General features: G+C 43.7%; 18 protein-coding genes and 1 tRNA gene. 11 read left to right on the forward strand and 8 right to left on the reverse strand.

Going from position 1 to position 22,936, the window contains the following annotated elements; all coding sequences use genetic code 11:
• Positions 1-360: 360 nt before the first annotated feature.
• From thrA to thrC, 3 genes are all read left to right on the forward strand, one after another.
• Complete coding sequence (gene thrA, locus DQW11_RS08495) at positions 361-2,814, forward strand: bifunctional aspartate kinase/homoserine dehydrogenase I (protein ID WP_113923621.1); 2,454 nt, start codon at positions 361-363, stop codon at positions 2,812-2,814.
• Complete coding sequence (locus DQW11_RS08500; protein ID WP_113923622.1) at positions 2,814-3,749, forward strand: homoserine kinase; 936 nt, start codon at positions 2,814-2,816, stop codon at positions 3,747-3,749. Before thrA ends, DQW11_RS08500 begins: the two co-directional genes overlap by 1 nt.
• Before the next feature lie 251 nt (positions 3,750-4,000).
• On the forward strand, positions 4,001-5,320 hold the full coding sequence (gene thrC / locus DQW11_RS08505) for a threonine synthase (protein ID WP_113923623.1): 1,320 nt from the start codon (positions 4,001-4,003) through the stop codon (positions 5,318-5,320).
• Between the two features lie 231 nt (positions 5,321-5,551).
• On the opposite strand, the gene DQW11_RS08510 is transcribed toward thrC, so the two are convergent.
• A complete protein-coding gene (locus DQW11_RS08510; RefSeq protein ID WP_113923624.1) occupies positions 5,552-6,739 on the reverse strand; it encodes a class I SAM-dependent methyltransferase in 1,188 nt (395 codons plus the stop codon).
• 157 nt (positions 6,740-6,896) lie between these two features.
• Positions 6,897-7,886 carry an aspartate-semialdehyde dehydrogenase gene (locus DQW11_RS08515; protein WP_113923625.1) on the reverse strand — a complete coding sequence of 330 codons (990 nt, stop codon included), beginning with the start codon at positions 7,884-7,886 and terminating at the stop codon, positions 6,897-6,899.
• Positions 7,887-8,074: 188 nt separating this feature from the next.
• Between DQW11_RS08515 and DQW11_RS08520 the strand changes: the two genes are divergently transcribed.
• The 4 genes from DQW11_RS08520 to scpB all read left to right on the forward strand — a co-directional run bounded on the left by DQW11_RS08520 (position 8,075) and on the right by scpB (position 12,684).
• Positions 8,075-11,407, forward strand: a complete 3,333-nt coding sequence (locus DQW11_RS08520; protein WP_113923626.1) for a lamin tail domain-containing protein — start codon at positions 8,075-8,077, stop codon at positions 11,405-11,407.
• Between the two features lie 63 nt (positions 11,408-11,470).
• Positions 11,471-11,626, forward strand: coding sequence for a hypothetical protein (locus DQW11_RS22375; protein WP_198669870.1), 156 nt, complete (start codon positions 11,471-11,473; stop codon positions 11,624-11,626).
• 113 nt (positions 11,627-11,739) lie between these two features.
• Entirely contained in the window at positions 11,740-12,123 is a 384-nt protein-coding gene (locus tag DQW11_RS08525; protein WP_113923723.1) for a TraR/DksA family transcriptional regulator, read from the forward strand.
• Positions 12,124-12,684, forward strand: coding sequence for an SMC-Scp complex subunit ScpB (scpB, locus tag DQW11_RS08530; protein WP_113923627.1), 561 nt, complete (start codon positions 12,124-12,126; stop codon positions 12,682-12,684).
• Here the strand turns inward: scpB and DQW11_RS08535 are convergent.
• Both DQW11_RS08535 and DQW11_RS08540 read right to left on the reverse strand, forming a co-directional pair.
• The gene (locus DQW11_RS08535) at positions 12,681-13,307 is read right to left on the reverse strand and encodes a SprT-like domain-containing protein (protein WP_113923724.1); all 627 of its coding nucleotides are present in this window, start codon (positions 13,305-13,307) and stop codon (positions 12,681-12,683) included. The two genes, scpB and DQW11_RS08535, sit on opposite strands and share 4 nt — an antisense overlap.
• Positions 13,308-13,378: 71 nt before the next feature.
• Positions 13,379-13,594: a hypothetical protein gene (locus DQW11_RS08540; RefSeq protein WP_113923725.1), complete on the reverse strand. Its 216-nt coding sequence runs from the start codon at positions 13,592-13,594 to the stop codon at positions 13,379-13,381.
• 83 nt (positions 13,595-13,677) lie between these two features.
• On the opposite strand from DQW11_RS08540, the gene DQW11_RS22535 reads away from it, so the two are divergent.
• Entirely contained in the window at positions 13,678-13,806 is a 129-nt protein-coding gene (locus DQW11_RS22535; RefSeq protein WP_262511051.1) for a hypothetical protein, read from the forward strand.
• A 46-nt stretch (positions 13,807-13,852) separates the two neighbouring features.
• On the opposite strand, the gene der is transcribed toward DQW11_RS22535, so the two are convergent.
• Positions 13,853-15,166, reverse strand: coding sequence for a ribosome biogenesis GTPase Der (der, locus tag DQW11_RS08545; protein WP_113923628.1), 1,314 nt, complete (start codon positions 15,164-15,166; stop codon positions 13,853-13,855).
• A gap of 12 nt (positions 15,167-15,178) precedes the next feature.
• Complete coding sequence (gene era / locus DQW11_RS08550; protein ID WP_113923629.1) at positions 15,179-16,069, reverse strand: GTPase Era; 891 nt, start codon at positions 16,067-16,069, stop codon at positions 15,179-15,181.
• Between the two features lie 258 nt (positions 16,070-16,327).
• Here era and DQW11_RS08555 point away from each other — a divergent pair.
• Positions 16,328-16,400 (forward strand) — tRNA-Met (locus DQW11_RS08555).
• 482 nt (positions 16,401-16,882) lie between these two features.
• Here the strand turns inward: DQW11_RS08555 and DQW11_RS08560 are convergent.
• Positions 16,883-17,572: an NAD(P)H-dependent oxidoreductase gene (locus DQW11_RS08560; protein ID WP_113923630.1), complete on the reverse strand. Its 690-nt coding sequence runs from the start codon at positions 17,570-17,572 to the stop codon at positions 16,883-16,885.
• A 261-nt stretch (positions 17,573-17,833) separates the two neighbouring features.
• Positions 17,834-18,487 (reverse strand): Tll0287-like domain-containing protein, encoded by a 654-nt coding sequence (locus DQW11_RS08565; RefSeq protein ID WP_113923631.1) that lies wholly within the window; start codon positions 18,485-18,487, stop codon positions 17,834-17,836.
• A gap of 177 nt (positions 18,488-18,664) precedes the next feature.
• On the opposite strand from DQW11_RS08565, the gene DQW11_RS08570 reads away from it, so the two are divergent.
• Together DQW11_RS08570 and DQW11_RS08575 are read left to right on the forward strand one after the other, a co-directional pair.
• Positions 18,665-21,469, forward strand: coding sequence for a YCF48-related protein (locus DQW11_RS08570; protein WP_113923632.1), 2,805 nt, complete (start codon positions 18,665-18,667; stop codon positions 21,467-21,469).
• A 205-nt stretch (positions 21,470-21,674) separates the two neighbouring features.
• Positions 21,675-22,925 (forward strand): cystathionine gamma-synthase family protein, encoded by a 1,251-nt coding sequence (locus DQW11_RS08575; RefSeq protein ID WP_113923633.1) that lies wholly within the window; start codon positions 21,675-21,677, stop codon positions 22,923-22,925.
• Positions 22,926-22,936 lie beyond the last annotated feature (11 nt).

Here is a 22,936-nt window from a genome sequence, read left to right on the forward strand (position 1 = left end):
TATTTTGTACAAAACATTAAAATTAAATTAAGATTTCTCCATATTGGCTGATGAAATGGTAATCAAACTCCTGATTCTTTAAAATAACAGCAAAACATTTTTGCATTTCGGGAAATTGTCCTTAAGATTGCCGCATCAAAAAAAAGCATTTTATGTTTTTCACAGCAAATGACCTCAATAATTGGAATCTCTCCCTTGCCGGAGAAAGCTGTGTTTTGGGTGGATCTACTTCCATGTTTTTTATAACCACCACCATTACGGGGTAATCCCGTTTTCAAATCCATATAGACCCCTTATCTTTAGGTCCATTTTGGACCTCAACAGCATATTATATTCACCAAAATCAAAAAATTCATTTTTATGAAAATCTTAAAATTCGGAGGATCGTCAGTAGCCAATCAGGAAAATATCCGGAAGGTGTTTCAGATCATTAAGAAACAGGCCAAGAAGGATGAAATCGCAGTTGTTTTTTCTGCATTGGGAGGCGTCACGGAAGTTTTGCTCCGAAGTGCGGTCAAGGCCCGCGAAGGTGACAAATCCTACACCGATGAGATCAAGGTTTTGGAAGACAGGCATTACGATTTGGTCAGACAACTGATACCGATTCAGCAGCAATCCACCGTCCTGACTTATGTAAAAGTCCGCTTCAATGAATTGGAGGACCTTTTCCATGGTATTTACCTGATCAAAGAATGTTCTCCCAAGACTTTGGATTATGTGGGAAGTTTTGGCGAAAGGTTGTCTGCATTCGTTTTGGCGGAAGCCTTGAAAGTCGAAGGTTTGGATACCCACTACCTCGATGCGCGGGAAGTCATCCGTACCAATAACCGCTTTGGCAATGCCAAGGTAGATTTTCCAGTCACCAATGACCTGATCCAGGATTATTTCCACTCCCATCCCGGGATGAAAATCATCACTGGCTTTGTAGCCTCCACCGAAAAAGGCGAAACCACCACCCTAGGTAGAAGCGGCTCGGACTATACTGCTGCAATTTTTGCGTCAGCCCTTACTGCAGATACTTTGGAGATTTGGACAGACGTGTCCGGCGTGATGACTTCGGATCCAAGACTCGTGTATTCAGCTTTTACCATTCCTCAGTTGACATACAACGAGGCCATGGAGCTTTCCCACTTTGGGGCAAAAGTAATTTTCCCTGCCACCATGCAGCCTGCGATGCGCAAGGGAATTCCGATTTACATCAAAAACACCTTTGAACCCGAGCACCCCGGAACCCTGATCAACAGTGACGCGCCAACCGGAAAACTGATCAAAGGGATTTCTTCTTTGGCAGGAATATCACTTCTGAATATTCAGGGGGCAGGATTGATTGAGGTGGTCGGAGTGAGCCGTAGGGTTTTTGGGGCTTTGGCAGATGCCGGTGTCAATGTCATCCTCATCAGTCAGGCTTCTTCAGAGCACAGCATCTGTGTGGCCATCCGTACCAATGAAGTCCATCTTGCCAAAGAAGTGATAGAAAAGGAATTTATCAATGAAATCCGTAACGCAGAAATGGATCCTGTGATTGTGGTGTCGGAGATGGCAGTAGTCGCAGCGGTGGGAGAAAATATGAAACACAATCCCGGTGCGAGTGGCAGGATGTTTATGGCTTTGGGCAGAAACAATGTCAACGTATATGCCATTGCGCAGGGAAGCTCAGAATTGAATATCTCTGCTGTCGTCTCCCAAGCTGACCTTCAAAAAGCCCTCAACGCACTCCATGAGGCATTTTTCCTTTCCGAAAACAAAGTCCTACACGTCTTTTTGGTAGGGGTCGGATTGATCGGAAAGGCTTTGATCAAAATGATTTCCCTGCAAAGAAAGAAGCTTCAAAAGGAAAACGATTTGGATGTGCAGATCCACGGCATTGCCAATTCAAGATTTATGGCTTTCCATGAAGATGGTTTTGACCTTGCCAATTGCCCGGCACCTGAAGATGCCAAAGGTGCACAGCCGATGGATTTACAAAAGTTTATCACACAGATGGAGGACATGAATTTCTCCAACACGGTTTTTGTGGATTGCACAGCAAGTCAGGCGGTGGCAGATACCTACGAGCAGGTTTTGGAAGCCAAAGTGGCAATTGTCACTCCAAACAAAAAAGCCAACTCAGGGTCTTTGGAGAATTACAAATCCCTGAAAAAACTCGCCTACAAGCGGGGAGTGAAGTTTCTCTATGAAACCAACGTGGCTGCAGGCCTTCCGGTCATCAACACCCTTCAGGACCTCATGCTGAGCGGAGACAAGGTGTTGCGGATTGAGGCAGTGTTGAGCGGATCGATGAATTATATTTTCAGCGAATTGGAAAAAGGAGCTCCTTTTTCCGAAGTAGTCAAAATTGCCAAGGAAAAAGGCTACACCGAACCGGATCCAAGGGATGATTTAAGCGGCATGGATGTGGGGCGTAAAATCCTGATTTTGGGAAGGGAAGCGGAGCAGGACTTACACTTTGAAGATATTACTATTCAAAGTATGGTACCGGAAGATTGCAGGGAAACAGCCTCAATAAACGAGTTTTTTGTCAAACTTCAGGCGCACGATGGTGAGTTTGCCCAAATGCTGGAAACAGCCAAATCCAAAGGTGAGAAGCTCAGGTTTATGGCCACTTTGGAAAACGGCAAAGCAAAAGTGGGTTTGAATTCTCTTGACAGCACGCATCCTTTCTATACTTTGAAAGGATCTGACAATATGATCTTGTTTACCACCGAGCGCTACCATGACTTCCCGATGATCATCAGAGGTCCGGGTGCAGGAGCAGATGTGACCGCCGCCGGAGTATTTGCAGATGTGATACGATTGGGTAATTTCTCCAGATAATGGGACAATTCGTTACAGCTTTCGCCCCGGCAACTGTCGCCAATGTGTCCTGCGGATTTGATATCCTTGGATTTGCCATCGATAGATTGGGCGACAAGGTGACGGTGTCCTTCAATCAGGATGGGATATTGAGGGTGACAGGTATCGAAGGGGATGGGGGAAAGCTTCCCTTGCAACCGGAGAAGAATACCTGTTCTGTAGCCATTCAGGCCATGCTCAACAAATTAAGTTCTAAGCAAGGCATTGATATTTTCCTTGAAAAAGGATTGCCGCTCGGTTCAGGAATGGGTTCCTCGGCTGCAAGTGCCGCTGCGGCATTGGAAGCTGCGAATGTGCTTTTGGGCAATCCATTTACCAAAGAAGAGTTGGTTCCTTTTGCAATGGAATCAGAGCGGATCGCATGCGGTTCAGCCCATGCGGACAATGTCGCACCCTCTATTCTGGGAGGCTTTGTGCTGATTAGGGATTATGACCCATTGGATATTGTCAAACTTCCTGTTCCTGAAGGTATCTTTTGTACTTTGGTCCATCCCCATATTGAATTGAAAACATCCGATTCTAGAAGTGTGCTGCGCAAGCAGATTTCCCTCAAAGAGTCCGTGATGCAATCAGGAAATATTGCCGGGTTTATAGCGGCATTGTATAAGTCAGACTTGGCTTTGCTTAGCAGGTCATTGAAAGATGTCATCGCAGAGCCTTCCCGCGCATTGCTGATTCCGGGATTTTATGAATTGCGGGACGCAATTAAGTCCATCGGGTCTTTGGGTTCGGGAATATCAGGTTCAGGACCGACCATATTTGTCCTTTCTCCAAATGGGGACATCGCACATGAAGCAGGTGAAAAAGCCAAAGAAGTATTCCAAAAAATCGGCCTTGGCGTAGATGTGTATGTGTCGGAAGTGAATAAACGGGGAGCATTCATAGTATCTAGATAAAAGTATCAAATATCAAGAAGCGAATTGCGAGAAACGAGATGCGAGAGAAAAGGCAGTTGGCAGTCTCAGTAAGCAGTTAACAAAAAACCAAAAACAAAAGAAACCTCTTAATACTTCGCATTCCATTAAGTTGAAGGGTCTAAAACAACTACAACAATTACAACTAATACAACAATTAAAACCCGACAACTTAACAGCCCGACAACGCGAAGCAGACAACAATTCCAACCACTACAACCCATCCAACCCCCATGCCCTTCTACAGCACCAACAACCCCCACCATATAGTCAGCCTCAAAGATGCCGTGGTAAAAGGACTTGCTCCGGATCAGGGATTGTATATGCCTACGGAAATTCCGGTTTTGCCAAAGGAGTTTTTTGAGAAGTTGCCGAATATGTCTTTCCGGGAAATCGGGTATGAAGTGATCGGGGCGCTTTTCAGTGGTGATTTGACCAAAGATCAGATCAAAGAATTGGTGGACCATACCTTGGCTTTTGATGCGCCATTGGTAAAAGTGGAGGAGGATGTCTATGCCTTGGAACTGTTTCACGGCCCGACATTGGCATTCAAGGATTTTGGGGCGAGGTTTTGCTCCAAGTTGATGGGGATCCTGATGGAAGGAGAAGAAAGGAAAATCCGGGTTTTGGTGGCGACATCCGGTGATACAGGGAGTGCTGTTGCCAATGGATTTTTTAAAGTAAAAGGCGTGGAGGTCATTGTCCTGTATCCAAAAGGGAAAGTGAGCAAATTGCAGGAAATGCAGTTTACCACCTTGGGAGAAAACGTGACCGCCCTTGAAGTCGATGGTGTATTTGATGACTGTCAGACTTTGGTGAAGCAGGCCTTTTCCGATGCCGAACTCAACCAAAAAATGTTGTTGACTTCCGCCAATTCCATCAATGTGGCTAGGTGGATTCCACAGTGTCTGTATTATTTCTATGCCTATTCCCGACTTCCAAAGAACAATAAAAAATTAGCGATCTCCGTTCCAAGTGGGAATTTTGGAAATCTCGGAGCAGGGATTTTGGCAGAGAGAATGGGTTTGCCGATAGACACTTTTATTGCTTCTACCAATGTGAACCGGGTTGTACCGGATTTTTTGGAGGGAAACCCATTTCAATCCAAGCCTTCAGTGGCCACCATCAGCAACAGCATGGATGTCGGCAATCCGAGCAACTTTTCAAGGCTTTTGGCATTGTATGGCAATGATGAAAAACTTTTCCGCAGTAAAGTAAAAGGCTTTTATTTTGACAATCAGGATACCCAGAGAGCCATGGTCCAAATCAAGGAAGAAACGGGATATATCATGGATCCACATGGTGCTGTGGGCTATTTGGGATTGAGGAATTACATGAAAATGAATCCCGGTGAATATGTCGGTATTTTCCTGGAAACCGCCCATCCCGCCAAATTCAAATCCGTGGTAGACGAAACTTTGGGCATTGATTTACCTATCCCAGAAAGATTGATGGCCTTTATGAAAGGTAAAAAGCAAGTTTTGGAGATGGGGAATAGCTTTGGGGAGTTTAAGAGTTTTTTAACCACAGATTTCATAGATGGGCACAGATAATAAAAGTCTTGATCCAATTTGAGTTTCTTCACTCACTCTACCAGTCAATAAGCGAAAAGATCCCAAGGGGATCAAAATATTTATTTACCCCGAGTGAGGGACGAAACTCGGGGATAAAAGATCGCCATTCAGGCTCGCGTTTTTGGCCGAGAAAATGCCTAGAGAAAATTAAGGTTTCCGCCAAAAACAGGGAAGTTCTAAATCCTTTGCACCCAATTGAGAAACCTTTTTTTAAAAAATTGTCCTACAAAAAAACAACCCAAACTTTTCCCCCACTCTTGTCCCGATCAGGAATTCCTTTCCACCGTCTTGAAGCTTGTATTTTTTCTTGAGTTCGTCGGCAGATAAAGCGTAATTTCTGGTAATGACATTGACTTTTCCCGCAGGGAACAGTTGCTTCAGCTCTTTTTTGGGATTGCTGATTTCTTGGATTACTTCGAATATCCTTCCGGGAATTCTCTGAGCCAAATCCTCACAGGCATACAGATGGGAATTGGGATGGAGCTTTTTCAGTCCAAACCTTTTCCCGAAACTCTTGAATGCCCCGGCTTTCAAAACCGAAGCATAGGGCTCGATCAGGAATTTACCCACCTCCCCGAATATGCTCTCGCTTGATTCCTCCTCTTCGTAAGTAAAAGAAAATCCCTTTGGACCATCCGATTGCAAGTCGAACGCTTGGATAATTCTTTCCCCGGCTTCTTTTCCTTTTTCCCAAAGGAGCAAAACTTCCTTCACTTCATTTTTGACGGAAATAATCCATACTTTCTGGATCTCCGGAATTTCATGCAACGCCTGCTTGATGTCCAACATCGGGGACGCTTTGATCAGAATGGCATTGGACTTCGATTGGAGGAGGCTCCAATTGCTGACAATATCCGGTTCGCAATCAGCCAACTTGTACAGCTTCTGATTGTGTTCGCCCCTTCTTGCAGGATCCACATAAGTCAGGTCAAAGATTTCATCTGATTTGGAAAAGTATGCCAAAGAATCACCTTCTACAATTTCAAATTTTCCGGGTTTGAGCAGGGCAAAATTGTGACGGGCGATGGCTGCCAATTCTCCGTTCCTTTCACAGTAAATGGCTTTTTGGAAATTTTCCGAAAGGAAAAAAGTATCCACACCAAATCCTCCTGTTAGGTCAATCATGGTTTTCCCATTGACCAAAGCTGATTTAAATCTGGCAGTTTCTTCCGAAGAAGCTTGCTCCAATGAAATGCTAACAGGAAAGAGAATTTCTTCATTGGCAGTCCATGAAGGGAGTTTGTGTTTGGCTTTTTGGCGGGACTGTATCTGCTGCACAGCTGCTTTGAGGTCAAAATCGGTTTTTCCTGAATAGGCAAAAAGCAATTGTGCAGGATCCTCCGATTGGTGGTCCTGCACAAATTGTTTCAATTCATCTGTATATTTCTCAATGGCCATGACCTGACAAAAATGTGGATTATAACCGGGCTTCAAAAGAAGTGGACAATTATTCCTATCCGCTGAAATGGAAAAAATCGAAAATCACGGGTTATGGTCAAATGTTGAAAATAACATTAATCAACATCCGTCATAGGTCATCGGTCTTTTCCCCCAATCACGCCATGCTGTGTTCCATAAGGTATTCTGCAATTTGCACCGCATTGGTAGCGGCTCCTTTTCTCAGGTTATCCGCCACGATCCACATGTTCAAAGTATTCGGTTGGGATTCATCTCTTCTCAGCCTGCCTACAAATACCTCATCCCTTTTGTGTGCCGTCAGTGGCATTGGGTAGATGTTGTTGGCAGGATCGTCCTGTAAGATAACGCCAGGTGTATTGGAAAGGATTGCCCTCACCTCATTCAAATTAAAGTCCTTATGGAATTCCACGTTTACCGCTTCTGAATGTCCGCCCATGGTAGGAACCCTGACCGTGGTAGCAGTCACTTGGATACTGTTGTCGTTGAAGATTTTCTTGGTCTCATTGATCATCTTCATCTCCTCTTTGGTATACCCATTTGGTTGGAAAACATCGATATGAGGCAATACATTCAGGTCAATTTTATGGGGATAGACCATTTGTGCAGGAACACCCGCACGCTCAGCCATCATTTGGTCCACAGCTGCCTTGCCCGTTCCGGTCACAGATTGGTAAGTGGATACCACGATTCTTTTGATGCCATATTTCAGCCTCAATGGATTCAAAGCCAATACCATCTGGATCGTAGAACAGTTTGGATTGGCAATGATGCGGTCGTCAATTCTCAGGTCTTTGGCGTTGATTTCAGGAACCACTAGTTTTTTGCTCGGGTCCATTCTCCAAGCGGAAGAATTGTCAATCACGATCGTCCCTACTTCGGCGAATTGAGGCGCCCATTCTAGGGAAGTACTTCCACCGGCGGAAAAGATTGCAACGTCCGGCTTCTCAGAAACAGCCTGTTTCAATCCAATTACCGTGTATTCCTTACCCTTGAAAGTCATCTTTTTACCTGCAGACCTTTCGCTTGCGACAAGGAGTAATTCATCAAATGGGAATTGGTGCTCTTCCAGCACCTCGAGGATTTCTGAGCCTACCAATCCGGTAGCTCCTACAACGGCTAGTTTCATTTTGTTTTTGGATTGTTTTTTTAAAATTGAACCGCAAAGGTAAGTCAAGAATTCTCAATAATGATAGCAAGTCGATAGATAATTGCTTTATTTTCAATAATTCAGCTGATTTTTTGTCGGTTTGAAATTTATACAACTTAAACGTTTAAAATCGGATTGGCTAAAACCTGTTCTTTATTTTTAGTCATATGGAATCCCGGTTATTTGTCAAAGTCTTATTTATAACCTTTCTCTTTCAGGGAATGTTCGGATCGGAAAAGGGATTTTCCCAGATCCAGGATTTCGAAGCAAACTTCCAAATTGTCAACCACCCTGCGGAATTTCTGGAAAATTGGTCCGCCAATGAGGTGAGAAGTACTGCAGCAAGGGTTTTTCAGGCATCAGGGGAAGGGCTGCTTGGCTCCAAGGCCTTGGCAGTGCAACCCATCAGTTCCTTTAATGGAATCATTTATTTGAAAACAGAAACACAGGGCAAGTTCGAACCGAAAATCGCCTTCTTCGCAAAATCAAATCAAAACGGAACCGGTACGAGGCCGGCAATAGTTGAAATTTCATTCGCCAAAACGTTGTCAGATACTTTTCAAAATCTGACAGCTGTAGGAAGCAGCCAGACTTTCTCCAATCAGAACAATGAGTACCAACTATTTGAAATTCCTATCCCGAAGGAATTTCATGATTTGGCCGAGCTTGTGGTCAAGATTGAAGTTAAATATGGGCAGGGAACAGGTTCAGCGGCACGGTTCTTTATGGATGACTTCGGGATTTTTGATGGGGAGGAAATGATCGATCCTGTCCGTATCACAAAAGCAAAGCTATTGACACCCTATTCGGTGGAGGTGATCTTGGACAGGGAAATAACGGCGGTGACCAAGGAACAGGTTTCGATCACCAATTTTCCGGTGGAGGAAGTTTTGTTTTACACAGATTCCTCTTTTATGGTTTATTCCAATTCGGTGATCGATAGCGAAAACGTCGCGGTCATTTTAGAAAATATCCAGGAAAAAAACGGACGGATTACCGGGGTGATTGAATTTGAACTCGACAATTCCCACATCAAAATTGGAGATCTTCAGGTGGAAAAGTCAGACCAAATGAAGGTCAGTTTCAGCCAATTTTACCTTCCTGCTTCCGTCAGCCAAACCTCCCATTTTCTGATTAATGGCAAAAATCCGCTCAATGTCGAGTTGTTGCCAAACGGATTCGAAGTCGTTCTGAAGCTTTCCGAAGAACTGCCCTTAGACAGAAATTTTCAATTCTCGGTTTCCAATATTCAGAACCAAACAGGAAAAGCCAATCCTGAACCTGGCCAAATGAATCTCCTTTACACGGATTTTGTGGAAGAAATTGTTTTGATCGATGACCAGACCATCCACCTTGAACATCGGGTTTCCTTAGACCAGAAGACCCTGAGTTTTGAACTCGAAGAAAAGCCTGAATTTGTTTTTGAGACCAGTTTTCCCAAATCCGAGGTAATCGAATTGAAAAGCAATCTACCTTTTGAGGAAAGTCTTACCTACAGGTTGAACCTTCCCACAAGGACAACGGAAAGAGGATATCCCATTTCCGGTTCTTCCAGGGATTTTGTGTGGGACATCACGCCGCCCGCTTTGGTCAATATCATCCCCCTGTCCACCAATAAGGTTTTGGCAATTTTTTCCGAACCCTTGGACATGGTGTTTGCCTCGGTTTTTTCCAATTATTCCGTCTTGGATCAAAATCCCCGTTCTGTGGTTTTACAACAAAATGGCACACAGGCTTTATTGGAATGGGATTTTGATTTTGAATCAGGAAAAGAATATGTCCTCCAAGTGGAGAATTTGGCAGATTTAAATGGGAACTTTTTAAGCAGCCAATCCTTTCCTTTTCTTTTTGAATCCCCACCCCAACTCAACTTCAAGGACATTGTAGTCAATGAAACCATGCCTGCACCGCGCTCAGGGAATACACTCCCAAATGTGGAATATGTCGAAATTTTCAATCCCGGCGACCGATCTATCTACTTGGGAGGATTTCAGTTGGCCAATTCCAAGCGGAAAACCACGCTTCCCTCTTACCTTTTGGAACCGGGAAAATACCTCATTCTGACCCCTAGGACCTCTGCTTCTCTTTTTGCGAATTTTGGATCGGTACTTGGATTAGCCAATTGGCCCACATTGCTCAATTCCGGAGATCAGGTGAAAATCCTTGATCCTGAAAACCGTGTCATCGACAGCTTGGCATATACCACAGCTACATTCGGGGGAAGTACTTTCGCACAGGGTGGCTATAGTTTGGAAATCGTAAACCCGTATTTGGATTGCAATATTGCCACCAACCTCAAGCCTTCCGCAGATCCCAAAAGAGGTACTCCCGGAAAACAAAATTCCGTATACGAAGAAATACCTGATTTGATTCCACTCCAATTTGTCAAATCTACAGTAACAGGTGAGAAGACTGTTATTCTGGTTTTTTCCAAAATCCTGAATCAAAATTTAAGTCAGTCCGCTTTCGATTTTCAGCCTTCGATTACCATCCAAAGCATCAAAATCGGAAGTAACCCCAATGAATTGGTTCTGGAGTTTGAGGAAAAAATACTTGAAGGAATTTACTATGAATCGGGGGTGACTAATCTGAGGGATTGTACCGGAAACTTATTTGAATCAGACCAAAAGGTGTTTTTTGTCATTCCTTTATCCGCACAGAAAGGAGACTTGGTATTGAATGAAGTCCTTTTTAATCCACGCACAGGTGCGCCGAAGTTTGTTGAAATCTACAATGCCTCCCAAAAATTCATTAACCTGAAGGATTGGAAATTGGCAAATCTTGACGATGAAAGCGCTGTTGATAACAGACGGGTTTTGTTCAGTGAGGAATATATTATCCGGCCGGGATCCTTTTTGGTATTTACAACGGATGCAGAAAAACTCAAACAGGAATATCCCAAAAGCAAAGAGGAAAGGTTTATGGAGTTTTCTTCCATACCAAGTTATCCGATTTCTACCGGTAATGTGGTTTTGTTAAATCCAGATGAAACGATTGCAGAAATTCTGAGCTACACCGAAAAAATGCACCACAGGCTTCTGAAAGAAACCAAGGGAATTTCATTGGAAAGACTTTCACCCTTTCAGCCAATCGATGATCCGAACAATTGGCATTCTGCATCTTCGACCGAAGGTTTTGCAACGCCGGGTTACCAAAACTCCAATGTTTTTGAAGGAAACGGGCAGATAGGAATCGAGGTCGACCCAAAGGTTTTTGTGCCGGATGCCCCCGGTACCCAACCTTACACCACCATCAGCTACAAATCCGATCAGCCAGGGAAACTAGCCACCATCAGGATTTATGGAATTGACGGCACTTTGATCAGGGAATTATTCCAAAATGCGGTTTGGGGGAATGAAGGTTTCTACCTTTGGGACGGAACTAATGCCAACGGTGCCAAAGTCAGACCCGGAATTTATATCATATGGGTGGAGATTTTTGACTTGCAAGGGAAGGTAGACCAAATAAAAAAAACCGTGGTTGTGGGCACCAGGTTTTGAGATTGTAGGGATAAATGGGATAAAATTTGTAATTTGGAATAAGCCATCCAAATTTCTCCTCCAATGAAACCTGACCTAATTTCACAGACACTCAAAACATATTTTGTCCAAAAAGGCAAAAGCTTAAAGACAATCCAGCGGTACCTCAGCATCAAATACAGGCTATATTTGGATGAAAAGCTGTTAGAGAAAAGGTTACATATGCTGCTCACCCAATAAAAAACAAGGGATAAACTTTTTATAATTTTTGATTTTAAATAGGTAAGTGTATTTTAGGGAACTTTTCAGTCACCCCAAACATGATTGGAATCAACCATATTAAAGGAAAAGTTATGAACCAAGAAGGAAAGACCGCATATTCTCCTGAGGAATTGAAGGAATTTGAAGATATTATTTTGAAAAAGATCGGTGTTGCCAAAGAAGAGTTGTTAATCTTAAAGGAAACCCTGAGCAAAAAAAATGACAGCGGTACGGACTTTACTGCATCTACTTCCAAATTGTTGGAGGATGGTGCCGATACTTTGGAAAGGGAAAGCATGAGTCAACTTGCGGCCAGGCAACAAAAATTTATCATCAATTTGGAAAATGCCCTGGTCCGTATCAAAAACGGAACTTATGGTGTTTGTGTAGACACCGGAAAATTGATTTCCAAAGAACGTCTCCGGGCTGTACCACATACGATGCATTCCATTGAGGCAAAGCTTGCCAAAAAATAATTGGACTTTTTACCAAAGCATATTGAAGCACTGATTTTCTGTTCACCGTCTCCGTTGGGTATTGAAGAAATTCAAAAATGCCTGACGGAGATGTTTGAATCAGAAGTGCCTGTTGCCCATATTTTGGAAGCGATTGATGCTTTGCAAACTAAATATAACCATGAGGACTTCTCCTTTGCTTTGGAAAACCTTGCAGGAGGGTATCAGTTTTTGACCAAACCCGCCTACCAGGCAAGTATCTCCATACTTCTCAAACAACAATCCCACAAGAGGCTTTCCACCGCCCAATTGGAAACATTGTCCATCATTGCCTACAAACAGCCCGTGACCAAAACCGAAATCGAACATATCCGGGGCGTGAATTGTGATTATTCCATCCAAAAGCTTTTAGAAAAAGAACTCATTACCATCAAAGGAAAGTCTGATAGTGTCGGACGGCCTTTGCTGTATGGAACAAGTGAAAAGTTCATGGAATATTTCGGGATCAATTCATTGGTGGATTTGCCTCAGCCCAAAGATTTTTCTCAGGAAGAAAATCAGATCGGAGAAGAAAAAGCTTAATTCTTGTCGATTTTTTTCACCTCAGCATGGGCTGAAATCAAAAACTTCCTTCCCGTTTTTACCTCTTGACAAAGTACCCTTGTTCTCCTTGTCTCCTCTTTCTTGAAAGACCTGCCCTGCAGTTCAAAAAACGTTCCCGGTGTCAGGTCAGCAAGCAATGCAATATCAAAATCCCGGTTTTCATCATACCTCTTGATGGATTTACTCAAAAACAGATCTGCACCTGAACTTGCTTTTGGGTTGGCAATATGCCTTTTGAGGGGAATCAGGATGTCTTTGGGAAAAACCTGATCGATCAAGAGCGGCGAAATCAAATCCCTGAAAGTTGCTTTCCATTCCAATCCATGGGGCTTGATGCTTAGCCCAAATTTTTCAAAAGCCCTGTAATGCGCCACTTCATGGACATAGGTGATCAAAAATTGGTAGGGGTTCAGGTCGTGGTTGATGGTGATGGTTTGGATTTTTTGATCCCTGCGGTACCTGAAATCCCCCAATTTAGTCTGCCTGGTACGGGTGATGTAAAAATTAAAAGGTACTTCCTTCCATAAATTCCAACAATATTCTGCCGCAGGCAGCGGCACATGTTTTTTGAAAGTTTCCAAAAACCGTAACTCATGATTCATGGGCTGAATATAAGACAATGCAAAAAAAAAGTCCCACATTTCTGTGGGACTTTCTTGAGAATAGGAAGGAATTAACCTTTAACTTCTTCTTTAACCTCTTCTTTAACTTCTTCAGTAGCACCTTCAACCTCTTCAGTAGTTTCTTCAACTGTCTCTTCAACAGCTTCTTCAGTCTCTTCGATGACAACTTCTACTTCTTCAGTAGTTTCTTCTGTAACTTCTTTGTTTCCGCAAGAAGCAGTGAATAATAAACCTGCTACAGCGAACATTGCAAATACCTTTTTCATAATTTTTTTCTTGATTTTTGAATCAGGTTGCAAAGGTAATGCCATCCATCATATTATCAAGCAATTCATCAAAAATAATTTAAATGTATGCACGCAAAGATGCCGGTAAAGTAGAAGTCAATATAATTCTTGGCACGAGGCTGAAATTTACGTTACATCCCTGCCCGACGGCAGGCGGGGGTCTTCCGACTTCGGTCTTCTGTCCAGCATGAAGAAGAATACGGGGTTATTGGCAAAGAAGCGGATAACCACAAAATCTTATTTCTTTTTATAAGTAATCTTGATTGGGACTCCATCAAAATCGAAATTTTCACGGATCCGGTTTTCCAGATACCTGTTGTAGGGATCTTTGATATACTGGGGCAGGTTACAGAAAAACGCGAAAACCGGGTTTTTGGTAGGGAGTTGGGTAATATATTTAATCTTGATGTACTTTCCTTTCCAAGCCGGTGGCGGATATTTCTCAATTTCCGGCAACATGATGTCATTCAGCTTTGAAGTAGGCACCTTTTTGGTCTTGTTTTCATAGACTTTCACTGCCAGTTCAATCGCCTGCATGATCCGTTGCTTTTCTTCCACAGATGTGAAAATGATGGGAATCCACTTGTTTTCGCCCAACTTTTCGATCATCTCCTTTTTGATCTTGTCCATGGTCTTGTGGTCTTTTTCGATCAGATCCCACTTATTGACCATGATGACAATGCCTTTGTTGTTTTTGATTCCCAAGGAAATCAGGTTCACATCCTGCGCCTCCAAACCCCTCGTGGCATCAATGATGATGATCAACACATCGGATTCTTCCAAAGTCCGTAAAGAGCGCATCACCGAATAAAACTCGATGTCTTCTTTTACCTTCGCTTTTTTCCGGATCCCTGCTGTATCGGTGATGATAAAATCCTGACCAAAGAGTTTGTACCTCGTGTGGATAGCATCCCGTGTAGTTCCTGCTTCATCGGTCACGATGGACCTTTCCTGTCCCAAAAGGGCATTGAGGAAAGAAGATTTTCCCACATTGGGTCTTCCCAAAATGGCGATTTTAGGTATTCCCGCATCCGGATCTTCTTCCCCTTCATCGGGAAAATGTTTGATCACTTCATCCAATAGGTCACCTGTACCGCTTCCGCTGACTGCTGCAATCGGATAGACGTCATTGTCACCCAATCCCAAACCATAAAACTCTGCCGCCAACATGGACTTCTCCGGGCTGTCAGCTTTGTTGGCCACGATGAAAATAGGCTTTTTGGAAGACCGCAGTTCCGCTGCAAAATCCTTGTCCAAATCTGTCAATCCATCCAGGCAGTCTACCACAAAAAGGATCACGTTGGCTTCTTCTATGGCCAACTTCACCTGTTTTCTGATTTCTGCTTCGAAGACATCATCTGATCCGATCACGTATCCACCGGTATCTATGACAGAAAAATACTTTCCTCCCCACTGTGCATGGCCATAATGCCTGTCACGGGTTACCCCGCTGACATTGTCCTCAATGGCCTTTCTCTCTTCTACCAACCTATTGAAAAAGGTAGATTTGCCTACATTCGGCCGCCCAACTATTGCTACTATATTTGCCATTTTTTTATTTTCTTATTGGTCGTAACCAAATTTTCTCAATTTATTTTTATCCTTTCTCCAGTCATCTTCCACCTTGACGAAGGTTTCGAGGAAGATTTTTTTGCCAAAGAATTTTTCCATTTCATGCCTCGCTTGGGTTCCGACCCTCTTGAGCGCTTTGCCGCCTTCACCGATGATTATTCCCTTTTGGCTGTCTCGCTCTACATAGATGACTGCCCGGATGCGGATGATTTTTTCTTCTTCGAAAAAATCCTCAATGGACACCTCTGAACTGTAAGGGATTTCCTTTTTGTAGTTGATGAAGATTTTCTCACGTATGATTTCAGAAGCAAAGAAACGCTCTGGCTTGTCGGTAAGTTCATCCTTATCATAAAAGGGTGCGTGAAAGGGAAGCCTGTCGAGGATTTCCTGTAGAATGCGCTCGGTGTTGAAACTTTCGGTGGCAGAAATGGGGATAACGGTATCTGCTTTGATTCTTTGGGTCCAATAGGCTGTCACTGCTTCAAGCTGCCCTTCTTTAGAAAGGTCAATCTTGTTGATGACAAGCAGTATGGGAACTCCGGAATGGTTGATCTTTTCAATTACGTCTTCTATTTCCTCGTCGGATTCATATAGATCGGTTACGAAAAGAATCACATCTGCATCTTCCAATGACATGTGGACAAAACTCATCATGCTTTTGTGAAGCTCGTATTTGGGCTTCAGCATGCCGGGAGTATCAGAGAATACAATCTGATAGTGCTCGTCATTGATAAGTCCCATAATCCGGTGACGGGTGGTCTGTGCCTTGGAAGAAATGATCGAAAGTCGCTCACCGATAAGCACATTCATAAGCGTTGATTTGCCGACATTGGGTTTTCCAATGATGTTTACAAAGCCTGCTTTATGTGTGTTTTCGGTCATGACAATAATTTTTTTCTGCAAAGGTACTTGATTTTTTTGTAGAACGATGAGGGGTTTCAGAAAGTGACCAAATAAAATTCGGAAAAACCCGTCTTTATTCCCTGTTAAGGGGTTTTTGGTTTCGGGAAAACCGGGAAAATGTCTGTTTGAAACTGCCTTTGATTGAAGAGGAAATTGTCATTATTTGCAGACCAAAAATGTTTTTTAGGAGGAGGTCTTTGTTTTTTTGATAAATACCCTTACTTTTGTACCACAAATCGCGGGATGGAGCAGTTGGTAGCTCGTCGGGCTCATAACCCGAAGGTCACAGGTTCGAGTCCTGTTCCCGCTACTACAAGGATACTAGAAATAGTATCCTTTTTTTATTGCCTTTTGGATAAGAATTTAAATGGGATAGAAAGGCCAAAGGTTCGACCCGAGATGGCTATCGGGGCTGTTGTCGCTACTTCGAAGGATACTAGAAATAGTGTCCTTTTTTTATGCTTTAAATGGAGAGAGTTTGGAAGGTATTAAGTTACAGATTCCACACAGGAAAGGAATAGGAGCTATACTGGCTTTATAGAACCCTACATATTCCTCCCGAATTACCCAGGCTAGGTGTATTTTTAAATTCCACCTTCCTGTTTTCAGGAATTTTTAATTCGTCATTTTTCATTGATTTTCCCTACCCTTTTCACACCTCCAAAACCCTGACTGCACCGCCACTTTTTAGGGGATAATATTGTCCATTGCTTTCTTGGAAAAAGTAGATGCCTACCATAACCGTCCGAGGACTGTCTACCTTGGACTATCGACTATGATCTGTCGACCCTTTTAAAACCACTCACTCACCATCGCATCTACCTCTGTCAGTACGACTTTGAGTTCATCGTAAGATTTCCCCGATATCCCCATCAAAAACTCATGATTCGCGACCTGCATGCCGCAGAACCCAAAAATCCCGATCCCCATCAATTTCCTCACGGATTCATCCATGCCATTTTCTTGGATAAATGTTTCATCCGCACCTGTGGTCTGAATGATACTGACCTTTTTGTCTCGGAGCTTTCCCCTTATTCCTGCTACATCGGCTTCAAATGCAAATACAGGCGTAAATACCCGGTCCAAATATCCCTTCATCATCGCCGGGGGTGACCACCACCAAGTCGGATAGATCAGGATCAGGTGATTCGCCCATTGGATTTCGGCCTGTTCGGCTTTCACATCTGCTGAAGTTTCTCCGGCTTGGGATTCGTACCTTTTCCACTCTTCCAGGGAAAGAATGGGATCGAAACCCATTTGGTATAAATCCCGGACACGGACAAGATGGCCTTTTTGGATCAACCTTTCTTCCACAGTTTTGGAAATGGCGTGGTTGAAACTTTCAGGATTGGGATGCGCCAGGATGATCAGGACATGTTGCTTTTCTGTCTCGGCAAATAAATTTTGGAAGCCAAGAATGAAAGTCAAAAAAAAGAGCACAGTCAATTTTTTAAAAAATGAAGGACTTTGGAGTTTTTTCATGATATGAGAGGCTTATATGGATGTGCATTGATACCAATAAATGGATTACCTATAATATTTCAAAGAAGCAGACCCTGCTATCCGTTACATCCCTGCCCGACGACAGGCTGGGGACTTCTAACTTCTAACTTCTGACTTCCAACTTCCCACTTCTGACTTCCAACTTCCCACTTCCTACTTCCTACTTGTGTCTTCGGTCTTCCGTCCCGCCTGAAGCAGAATATTGCCCTACCGGCAGGAAAGCCGCTAACCACAAGACAATTACATTTTCTTGACAACCTCTTTCTTTGGAATCCGGATGCTCCACATCCCTCTCAGGTCACCGATTTTGTGTCCAGTGGCCTTGTCTCCGGGATACAGTTCGGCAAGGTCTTTTTGCGTTTCGGCACTGATGTCAGTTCCGGGTTCACCATGGCAATTGAGACACATGCCATTGGGTATTTTGATGGCTTTGGTATACAGATAGACTTCTCCGTTTTCAAACTTTTGGATACTTGGGTCAAGTGCAAGGTTATTTTCAGCATTGTATTCATAGGCTTCCAATATCCCCTTTTCTTCCTCAGTAGGTTGGTCTTTGGGATTACGGAATTGGTTGGATACCCTGCGAATGGTTACCCCGTATTTTTGACTTACTTCTGCCAAGATCGGAAGGGCCTGTACATTACAAAATTGGATGGCACCCGGAACACCTTTTTCTTTAATCGCTTTTTGTAAGGAGCTGACCAATTGCTGCTGCGCTTCGGTGCTCATTTCATCCCCCCACTTCATGCCTGCCTGAAGGATGTCTGCCTCATTGAGTTTTTTGACTTCCATGCTTTTGTTTACCTCCTCAAAAACCTCCTTACTCACCCTTTCATTTGATCCACAGGAAGATAAAAGGGATACCATCAACAAAAACTCGAATATTTTTTTCATTTTTTTTTAATTTAATATGGATAAAAATAAGGCTAAAAGATGAGTTAATAAAAAGTTTATTGCTGTTTGTATCCCGAATCTACTAAGAATAAAGGTTTCAAACCTTGCTGACGATTCCGAAACCTTTCATTTTTGGTTTTAAGTCCTATTTTTGCGTGTGTTGAATCCCCATTATTGATGACAAAACGCTTCATAACTCTTCTGATTTTTATCCTTATCCACTCTTTTGGCTATTCCCAAACCTGGAAAAGAGTAGGTGGTCGCGGAAACCAATTGACAGGGATTTCCTGGGCAACAGAGGAAACGGGCTTTGTTTCCGGCAACCAGGTTATTTTAAAAACCATAGACGGTGGATTGAGTTGGACCGAACAGGAAGCTCCCACCAAAACCAGAATGTGGGCAGTTGATTTTTTTGATGAAAACCTCGGCTTGATGGTGGGTGAAATGGGTGAGATCTTCCGCACGACGGACGGAGGGACCAATTGGCAGCTGATTAATGTAGGGACAGACAAGACATTGCGAAGCGTAAAGTTTTTAACCCAAACCCGGGCATATGCCGTGGGTGATGGTGGGGAAGTGTACCGCTCTACCAACAGCGGACAAAGTTGGGCAAAGCAATCTGTGGGAACCACCGTTGACCTGAAGCGTTTGTTTTTTGCCAATCAGGACACAGGTTATGTGGCCACTGCAGACGGAAAAGTCGTCAGGACATTCAACTCAGGAAACAATTGGTCAATCCAAAATACAGGGCAAACCAATCCCCTGAATGACATCTATTTCTCTTCCGGAAAAATTGGATTTGCAGTAGGTCAGAGTGGGACAATCGTCAAATCAACAGATGCGGGAACCACATGGAGTCCCGTGACAAGCGGTACGGAGAGGAACCTGACTGCAATGTCTTTCAACAGGACCAACCCAAATATTGGGGTCGTATTGGGAGAAAATGGAACTGTACTGAGAACAACCAATGCAGGGACGACTTTTGACGGTGTCAATATCTCCAATACGCAAACCTATTTTGGGGCAAGTTTCAGAAAAACCTCCAATGTGATTTTTACTGTCGGGACCAACGGGACCATCATTTCATCTGTCAACTCAGGCGTGAATTGGGTAGTCAGACAGACAGGATTGGATGTCAATTACAAAGCAACCCAGTTTAGGACGGCGACGCTTGGCTATATTGTTGGTGATAGGGGTTTGTTTTTGGTCACGACCAATGGCGGAACCACACTTACCAACAGGTCTAGGCCAGTTTCAGGTGCATTTCACGACTTGGCTTTCACGACCAATGCTTTTGGATATATCGCCGGTGACAATGGCATTGCGCTCAGGACCGCCAATTCGGGTGCAAACTGGACTTCTTTGAATCCCCCGGCAGAAAATGCCATTTACGGATTACACTTTTTTAACAATACCTCAGGTTATGCGGTGGGCGAAAACGGATTTATGGCAAAGACGGCAGACTCCGGCGTGATTTGGGAGAAGCTATCCGTCGGAGGAACTACGGAAAGACTCCGGGACCTGGTATTTTTTAATACGCTTACGGGTCTGGTTATCGGGCAAAATGGATTTTTGGCTAGAACAGAAGACGGGTCGCAGTGGCAGAAAGTAACTGTTCCTACTACGGAAGACCTATTTGATTTGGATACCCTGGATCTCAATTCTGCTATAGTGGTAGGAAACAACGGCACCATTTTAAAAACCGTTGACCGGGGAGTTTCTTGGTCCAAAATCAATTTGACTGAGACGAAAAACCTTGCGGCTGTAGAATTTTTGGATGAGTCAATAGGTTTTATTGCCGGGGAAAAGGGTCTGATGATGATGACGCGGGATGGGGGACTCACTTGGACCAACATGCCTACCGGAACATTCCAGGACTTTGCAGGGATCAGTTTTGGGAGTCTGAGCAGCGGCTTTGCCGTGGGGGAAAACGGGTCCTTATTCAACTACAGCTGTCAGGTTCCTGAAATGCCTACGGTTATTTTTGGAGAAAACAATATTTGTATCAGCCAACAAGTCTATCAGGTTCAAAACACCGATGTCGATGCTATTTTTGAATGGCGTGTAGATGGGGGAACTATTTTGGAAGGACAGGGCACCAGTAGGATTGTGGTAAGGTGGGACGCACCTGGAAGAAATGCGGTTTTGGTAAGAGGGGTGAACAACTGCGGTAACGGCGGGACCAAAGGCCTTGAAGTCTTGGTGTCTACCACGCCAAAAAATATCACTGAAATCCAAGGTGAAGGAGTCGTTTGTATCCAAGGTTCTGTGGAATACTTGGTCAACGATGTCCCCGGCACAATTTTCATTTGGGAACTCACCGGAGGAAACATCACAGAAGGGCAGGGAACTGCCAAAGTTAAGGTTCAATGGACTGAAGGAGGGCAAAAGGTATTGAGAGTGAAACCAACCAATCCATGTGGTGAAGGCACATTTTTCTCCAAAGATATTCAGGTAATTGCTCCACCAAGTAAAACTTCCGATATCACCGGTCCTGAGAGAGTGGGCTTGACAGAGGAAGTTTACGAAGTGACCAATATGGTGGACATCAATTTCCAATGGCTCATCAGTGACAATGCTGCAGAAATAATTTCAGGACAGGGAACCAACAGGATCACTGTTTTATGGAAAAAGCAGGGTGACTTTACCATATCCGTAAAGGCAATGAACAGCTGTAATTCAGGTCCCGAAACTACTTTAGAGGTGAATGTCAATTTCATCACCTCTGTACAACCAGAACCTTCAGATTCCAAAACTAAAATCTATCCAAACCCATCGCAAGGAGATGTTTGGGTTTCTTTTGAAGGTATTTATGGGGTCAGCCTGATAAAAATTGCAGATATCATGGGCAAGGAAATCCAGGAAACCAAACCGGAGATGGGAGTGGAAACCATAGTCTTCAGGGCACTTCCAAAAGGATTGTATATCATCACGATCAGAAGCAAGGAAAAAGAGTACAAACACAAACTTTTGGTAAGATAATTTTTTCCTTATTTTAAGGAACTGCAGGCTTCCCAAAAATGAAGTAATTGAAATTAAATTTCTCCATTTTAGAAATTGCGATTTTATGTTCTGATTTTAAGGAATGATTATAAAGTTTTGTCTATAAAATCAGAATAATATTTTTTTATCTCTATTGACAATATTCAATAATTTATTGTCATTTGCCTGCATAAACCCAAATGAAATGCAAGAGAGATATTTCCAGCCTGAGAGTTTGATGATGACTCATGGGTATAAGCCTGAATTGTCAGAAGGGGCTGTAAAATGCCCAATTTTCCAAACCAGTACTTTTGTTTTTAAAACAGCCGAAGAGGGCAAAGCCTTTTTTCAGGTGGCCTATGGCAAAAGAGAAAAAGAGCCCAACGAGGAGTTGGGATTGATCTACAGCCGACTCAATAACCCCGATTTGCAGATTTTGGAAGAGCGCTTATGCCTTTGGGATCAGGCCGAGGAATGTGCCGTGTTTGAGAGCGGCATGTCTGCCATTTCCACGGTCATGTTGGAGTTTTTGAGACCCGGCGATGTATTGCTATACAGCAAACCTGTCTATGGCGGCACGGACCACTTTATCAACAAGGTTCTCCCCCAATACGGCATCAATGGTATTGGATTTACCGCAGACCAAACTTCTGCCGAAATACTCGAGAAGGTCACAAATATGGGATTGGCGACCCAAGTAAAAATGGTCTACGTCGAAACCCCTGCCAATCCGACCAATGCACTTTTTGACCTTTCGGTATGCAGAGAGGTGGCAGACCGTCTGAGCTCCGCTGAAAAAGAAGTGGTGGTCTGTGTGGACAATACCTATATGGGACCGCTTTGGCAGCATCCGCTGAAGCATGGTGTGGATTTGATAGTGTATTCCGCGACCAAATATATCGGCGGGCATTCTGACCTGATCGCAGGAGCAGTATTAGGCAATTCCAGGCACATGAAGCGGGTGAGGACGCTAAGGACATTTCTTGGGAATATGGCCGGCCCTTGGACAGGATGGCTGTTGATGAGGAGTCTGGAGACACTCAAAGTCAGGATGACCAAGCAGGCAAGCAATGCCGTGGAGGTGGCGGATTTTCTAAGGTCACATCCAAAGGTCGAAAAGGTTTATTATCTCGGACACCTTGAGCCGGGAGACCCACAGTATGACATCTTCAAAAAACAACAGACCTGTGCCGGCGCGATGCTCTCATTTGATATCAAGGGAGGAGAAAAGGAAGCGTTTTTGTTTTTGAACAACCTCAAGCTCATGAAGCTTGCCGTATCCTTAGGCAGCACAGAATCCCTTGCGGAGCATCCGGCTACGATGACGCACAGTGATGTATTAGAAGACGATCGCAAACTTCTCGGCATCAGTGAAAAGTTGGTCAGGCTTTCTATTGGTGTGGAGCACCACTCGGATATCATTTGGGATATCCAACAGGCCTTGGAAAAAGTATAAATAAAAAAGAG

Source organism: Cognataquiflexum aquatile (genome assembly GCF_003316845.1).
Lineage (GTDB): Bacteria > Bacteroidota > Bacteroidia > Cytophagales > Cyclobacteriaceae > Cognataquiflexum > Cognataquiflexum aquatile.

Bases quoted from the DNA above. Each gene is read 5' to 3' on its own strand.
- der (WP_113923628.1), bottom strand. From the start codon at position 15,166: ATGGCAAATATAGTAGCAATAGTTGGGCGGCCGAATGTAGGCAAATCT.
- DQW11_RS08565 (WP_113923631.1), bottom strand. From the start codon at position 18,487: ATGAAAAAAATATTCGAGTTTTTGTTGATGGTATCCCTTTTATCTTCC.
- DQW11_RS08525 (WP_113923723.1), top strand. From the start codon at position 11,740: ATGAACCAAGAAGGAAAGACCGCATATTCTCCTGAGGAATTGAAGGAA.
- DQW11_RS08535 (WP_113923724.1), bottom strand. From the start codon at position 13,307: ATGAATCATGAGTTACGGTTTTTGGAAACTTTCAAAAAACATGTGCCG.
- DQW11_RS08560 (WP_113923630.1), bottom strand. From the start codon at position 17,572: ATGAAAAAACTCCAAAGTCCTTCATTTTTTAAAAAATTGACTGTGCTC.
- DQW11_RS08500 (WP_113923622.1), top strand. From the start codon at position 2,814: ATGGGACAATTCGTTACAGCTTTCGCCCCGGCAACTGTCGCCAATGTG.
- DQW11_RS08520 (WP_113923626.1), top strand. From the start codon at position 8,075: ATGGAATCCCGGTTATTTGTCAAAGTCTTATTTATAACCTTTCTCTTT.
- DQW11_RS08515 (WP_113923625.1), bottom strand. From the start codon at position 7,886: ATGAAACTAGCCGTTGTAGGAGCTACCGGATTGGTAGGCTCAGAAATC.
- DQW11_RS22535 (WP_262511051.1), top strand. From the start codon at position 13,678: ATGTATGCACGCAAAGATGCCGGTAAAGTAGAAGTCAATATAATTCTT.
- thrA (WP_113923621.1), top strand. From the start codon at position 361: ATGAAAATCTTAAAATTCGGAGGATCGTCAGTAGCCAATCAGGAAAAT.
- DQW11_RS08575 (WP_113923633.1), top strand. From the start codon at position 21,675: ATGCAAGAGAGATATTTCCAGCCTGAGAGTTTGATGATGACTCATGGG.
- DQW11_RS22375 (WP_198669870.1), top strand. From the start codon at position 11,471: ATGAAACCTGACCTAATTTCACAGACACTCAAAACATATTTTGTCCAA.
- thrC (WP_113923623.1), top strand. From the start codon at position 4,001: ATGCCCTTCTACAGCACCAACAACCCCCACCATATAGTCAGCCTCAAA.
- DQW11_RS08570 (WP_113923632.1), top strand. From the start codon at position 18,665: ATGACAAAACGCTTCATAACTCTTCTGATTTTTATCCTTATCCACTCT.
- era (WP_113923629.1), bottom strand. From the start codon at position 16,069: ATGACCGAAAACACACATAAAGCAGGCTTTGTAAACATCATTGGAAAA.
- DQW11_RS08510 (WP_113923624.1), bottom strand. From the start codon at position 6,739: ATGGCCATTGAGAAATATACAGATGAATTGAAACAATTTGTGCAGGAC.
- DQW11_RS08540 (WP_113923725.1), bottom strand. From the start codon at position 13,594: ATGAAAAAGGTATTTGCAATGTTCGCTGTAGCAGGTTTATTATTCACT.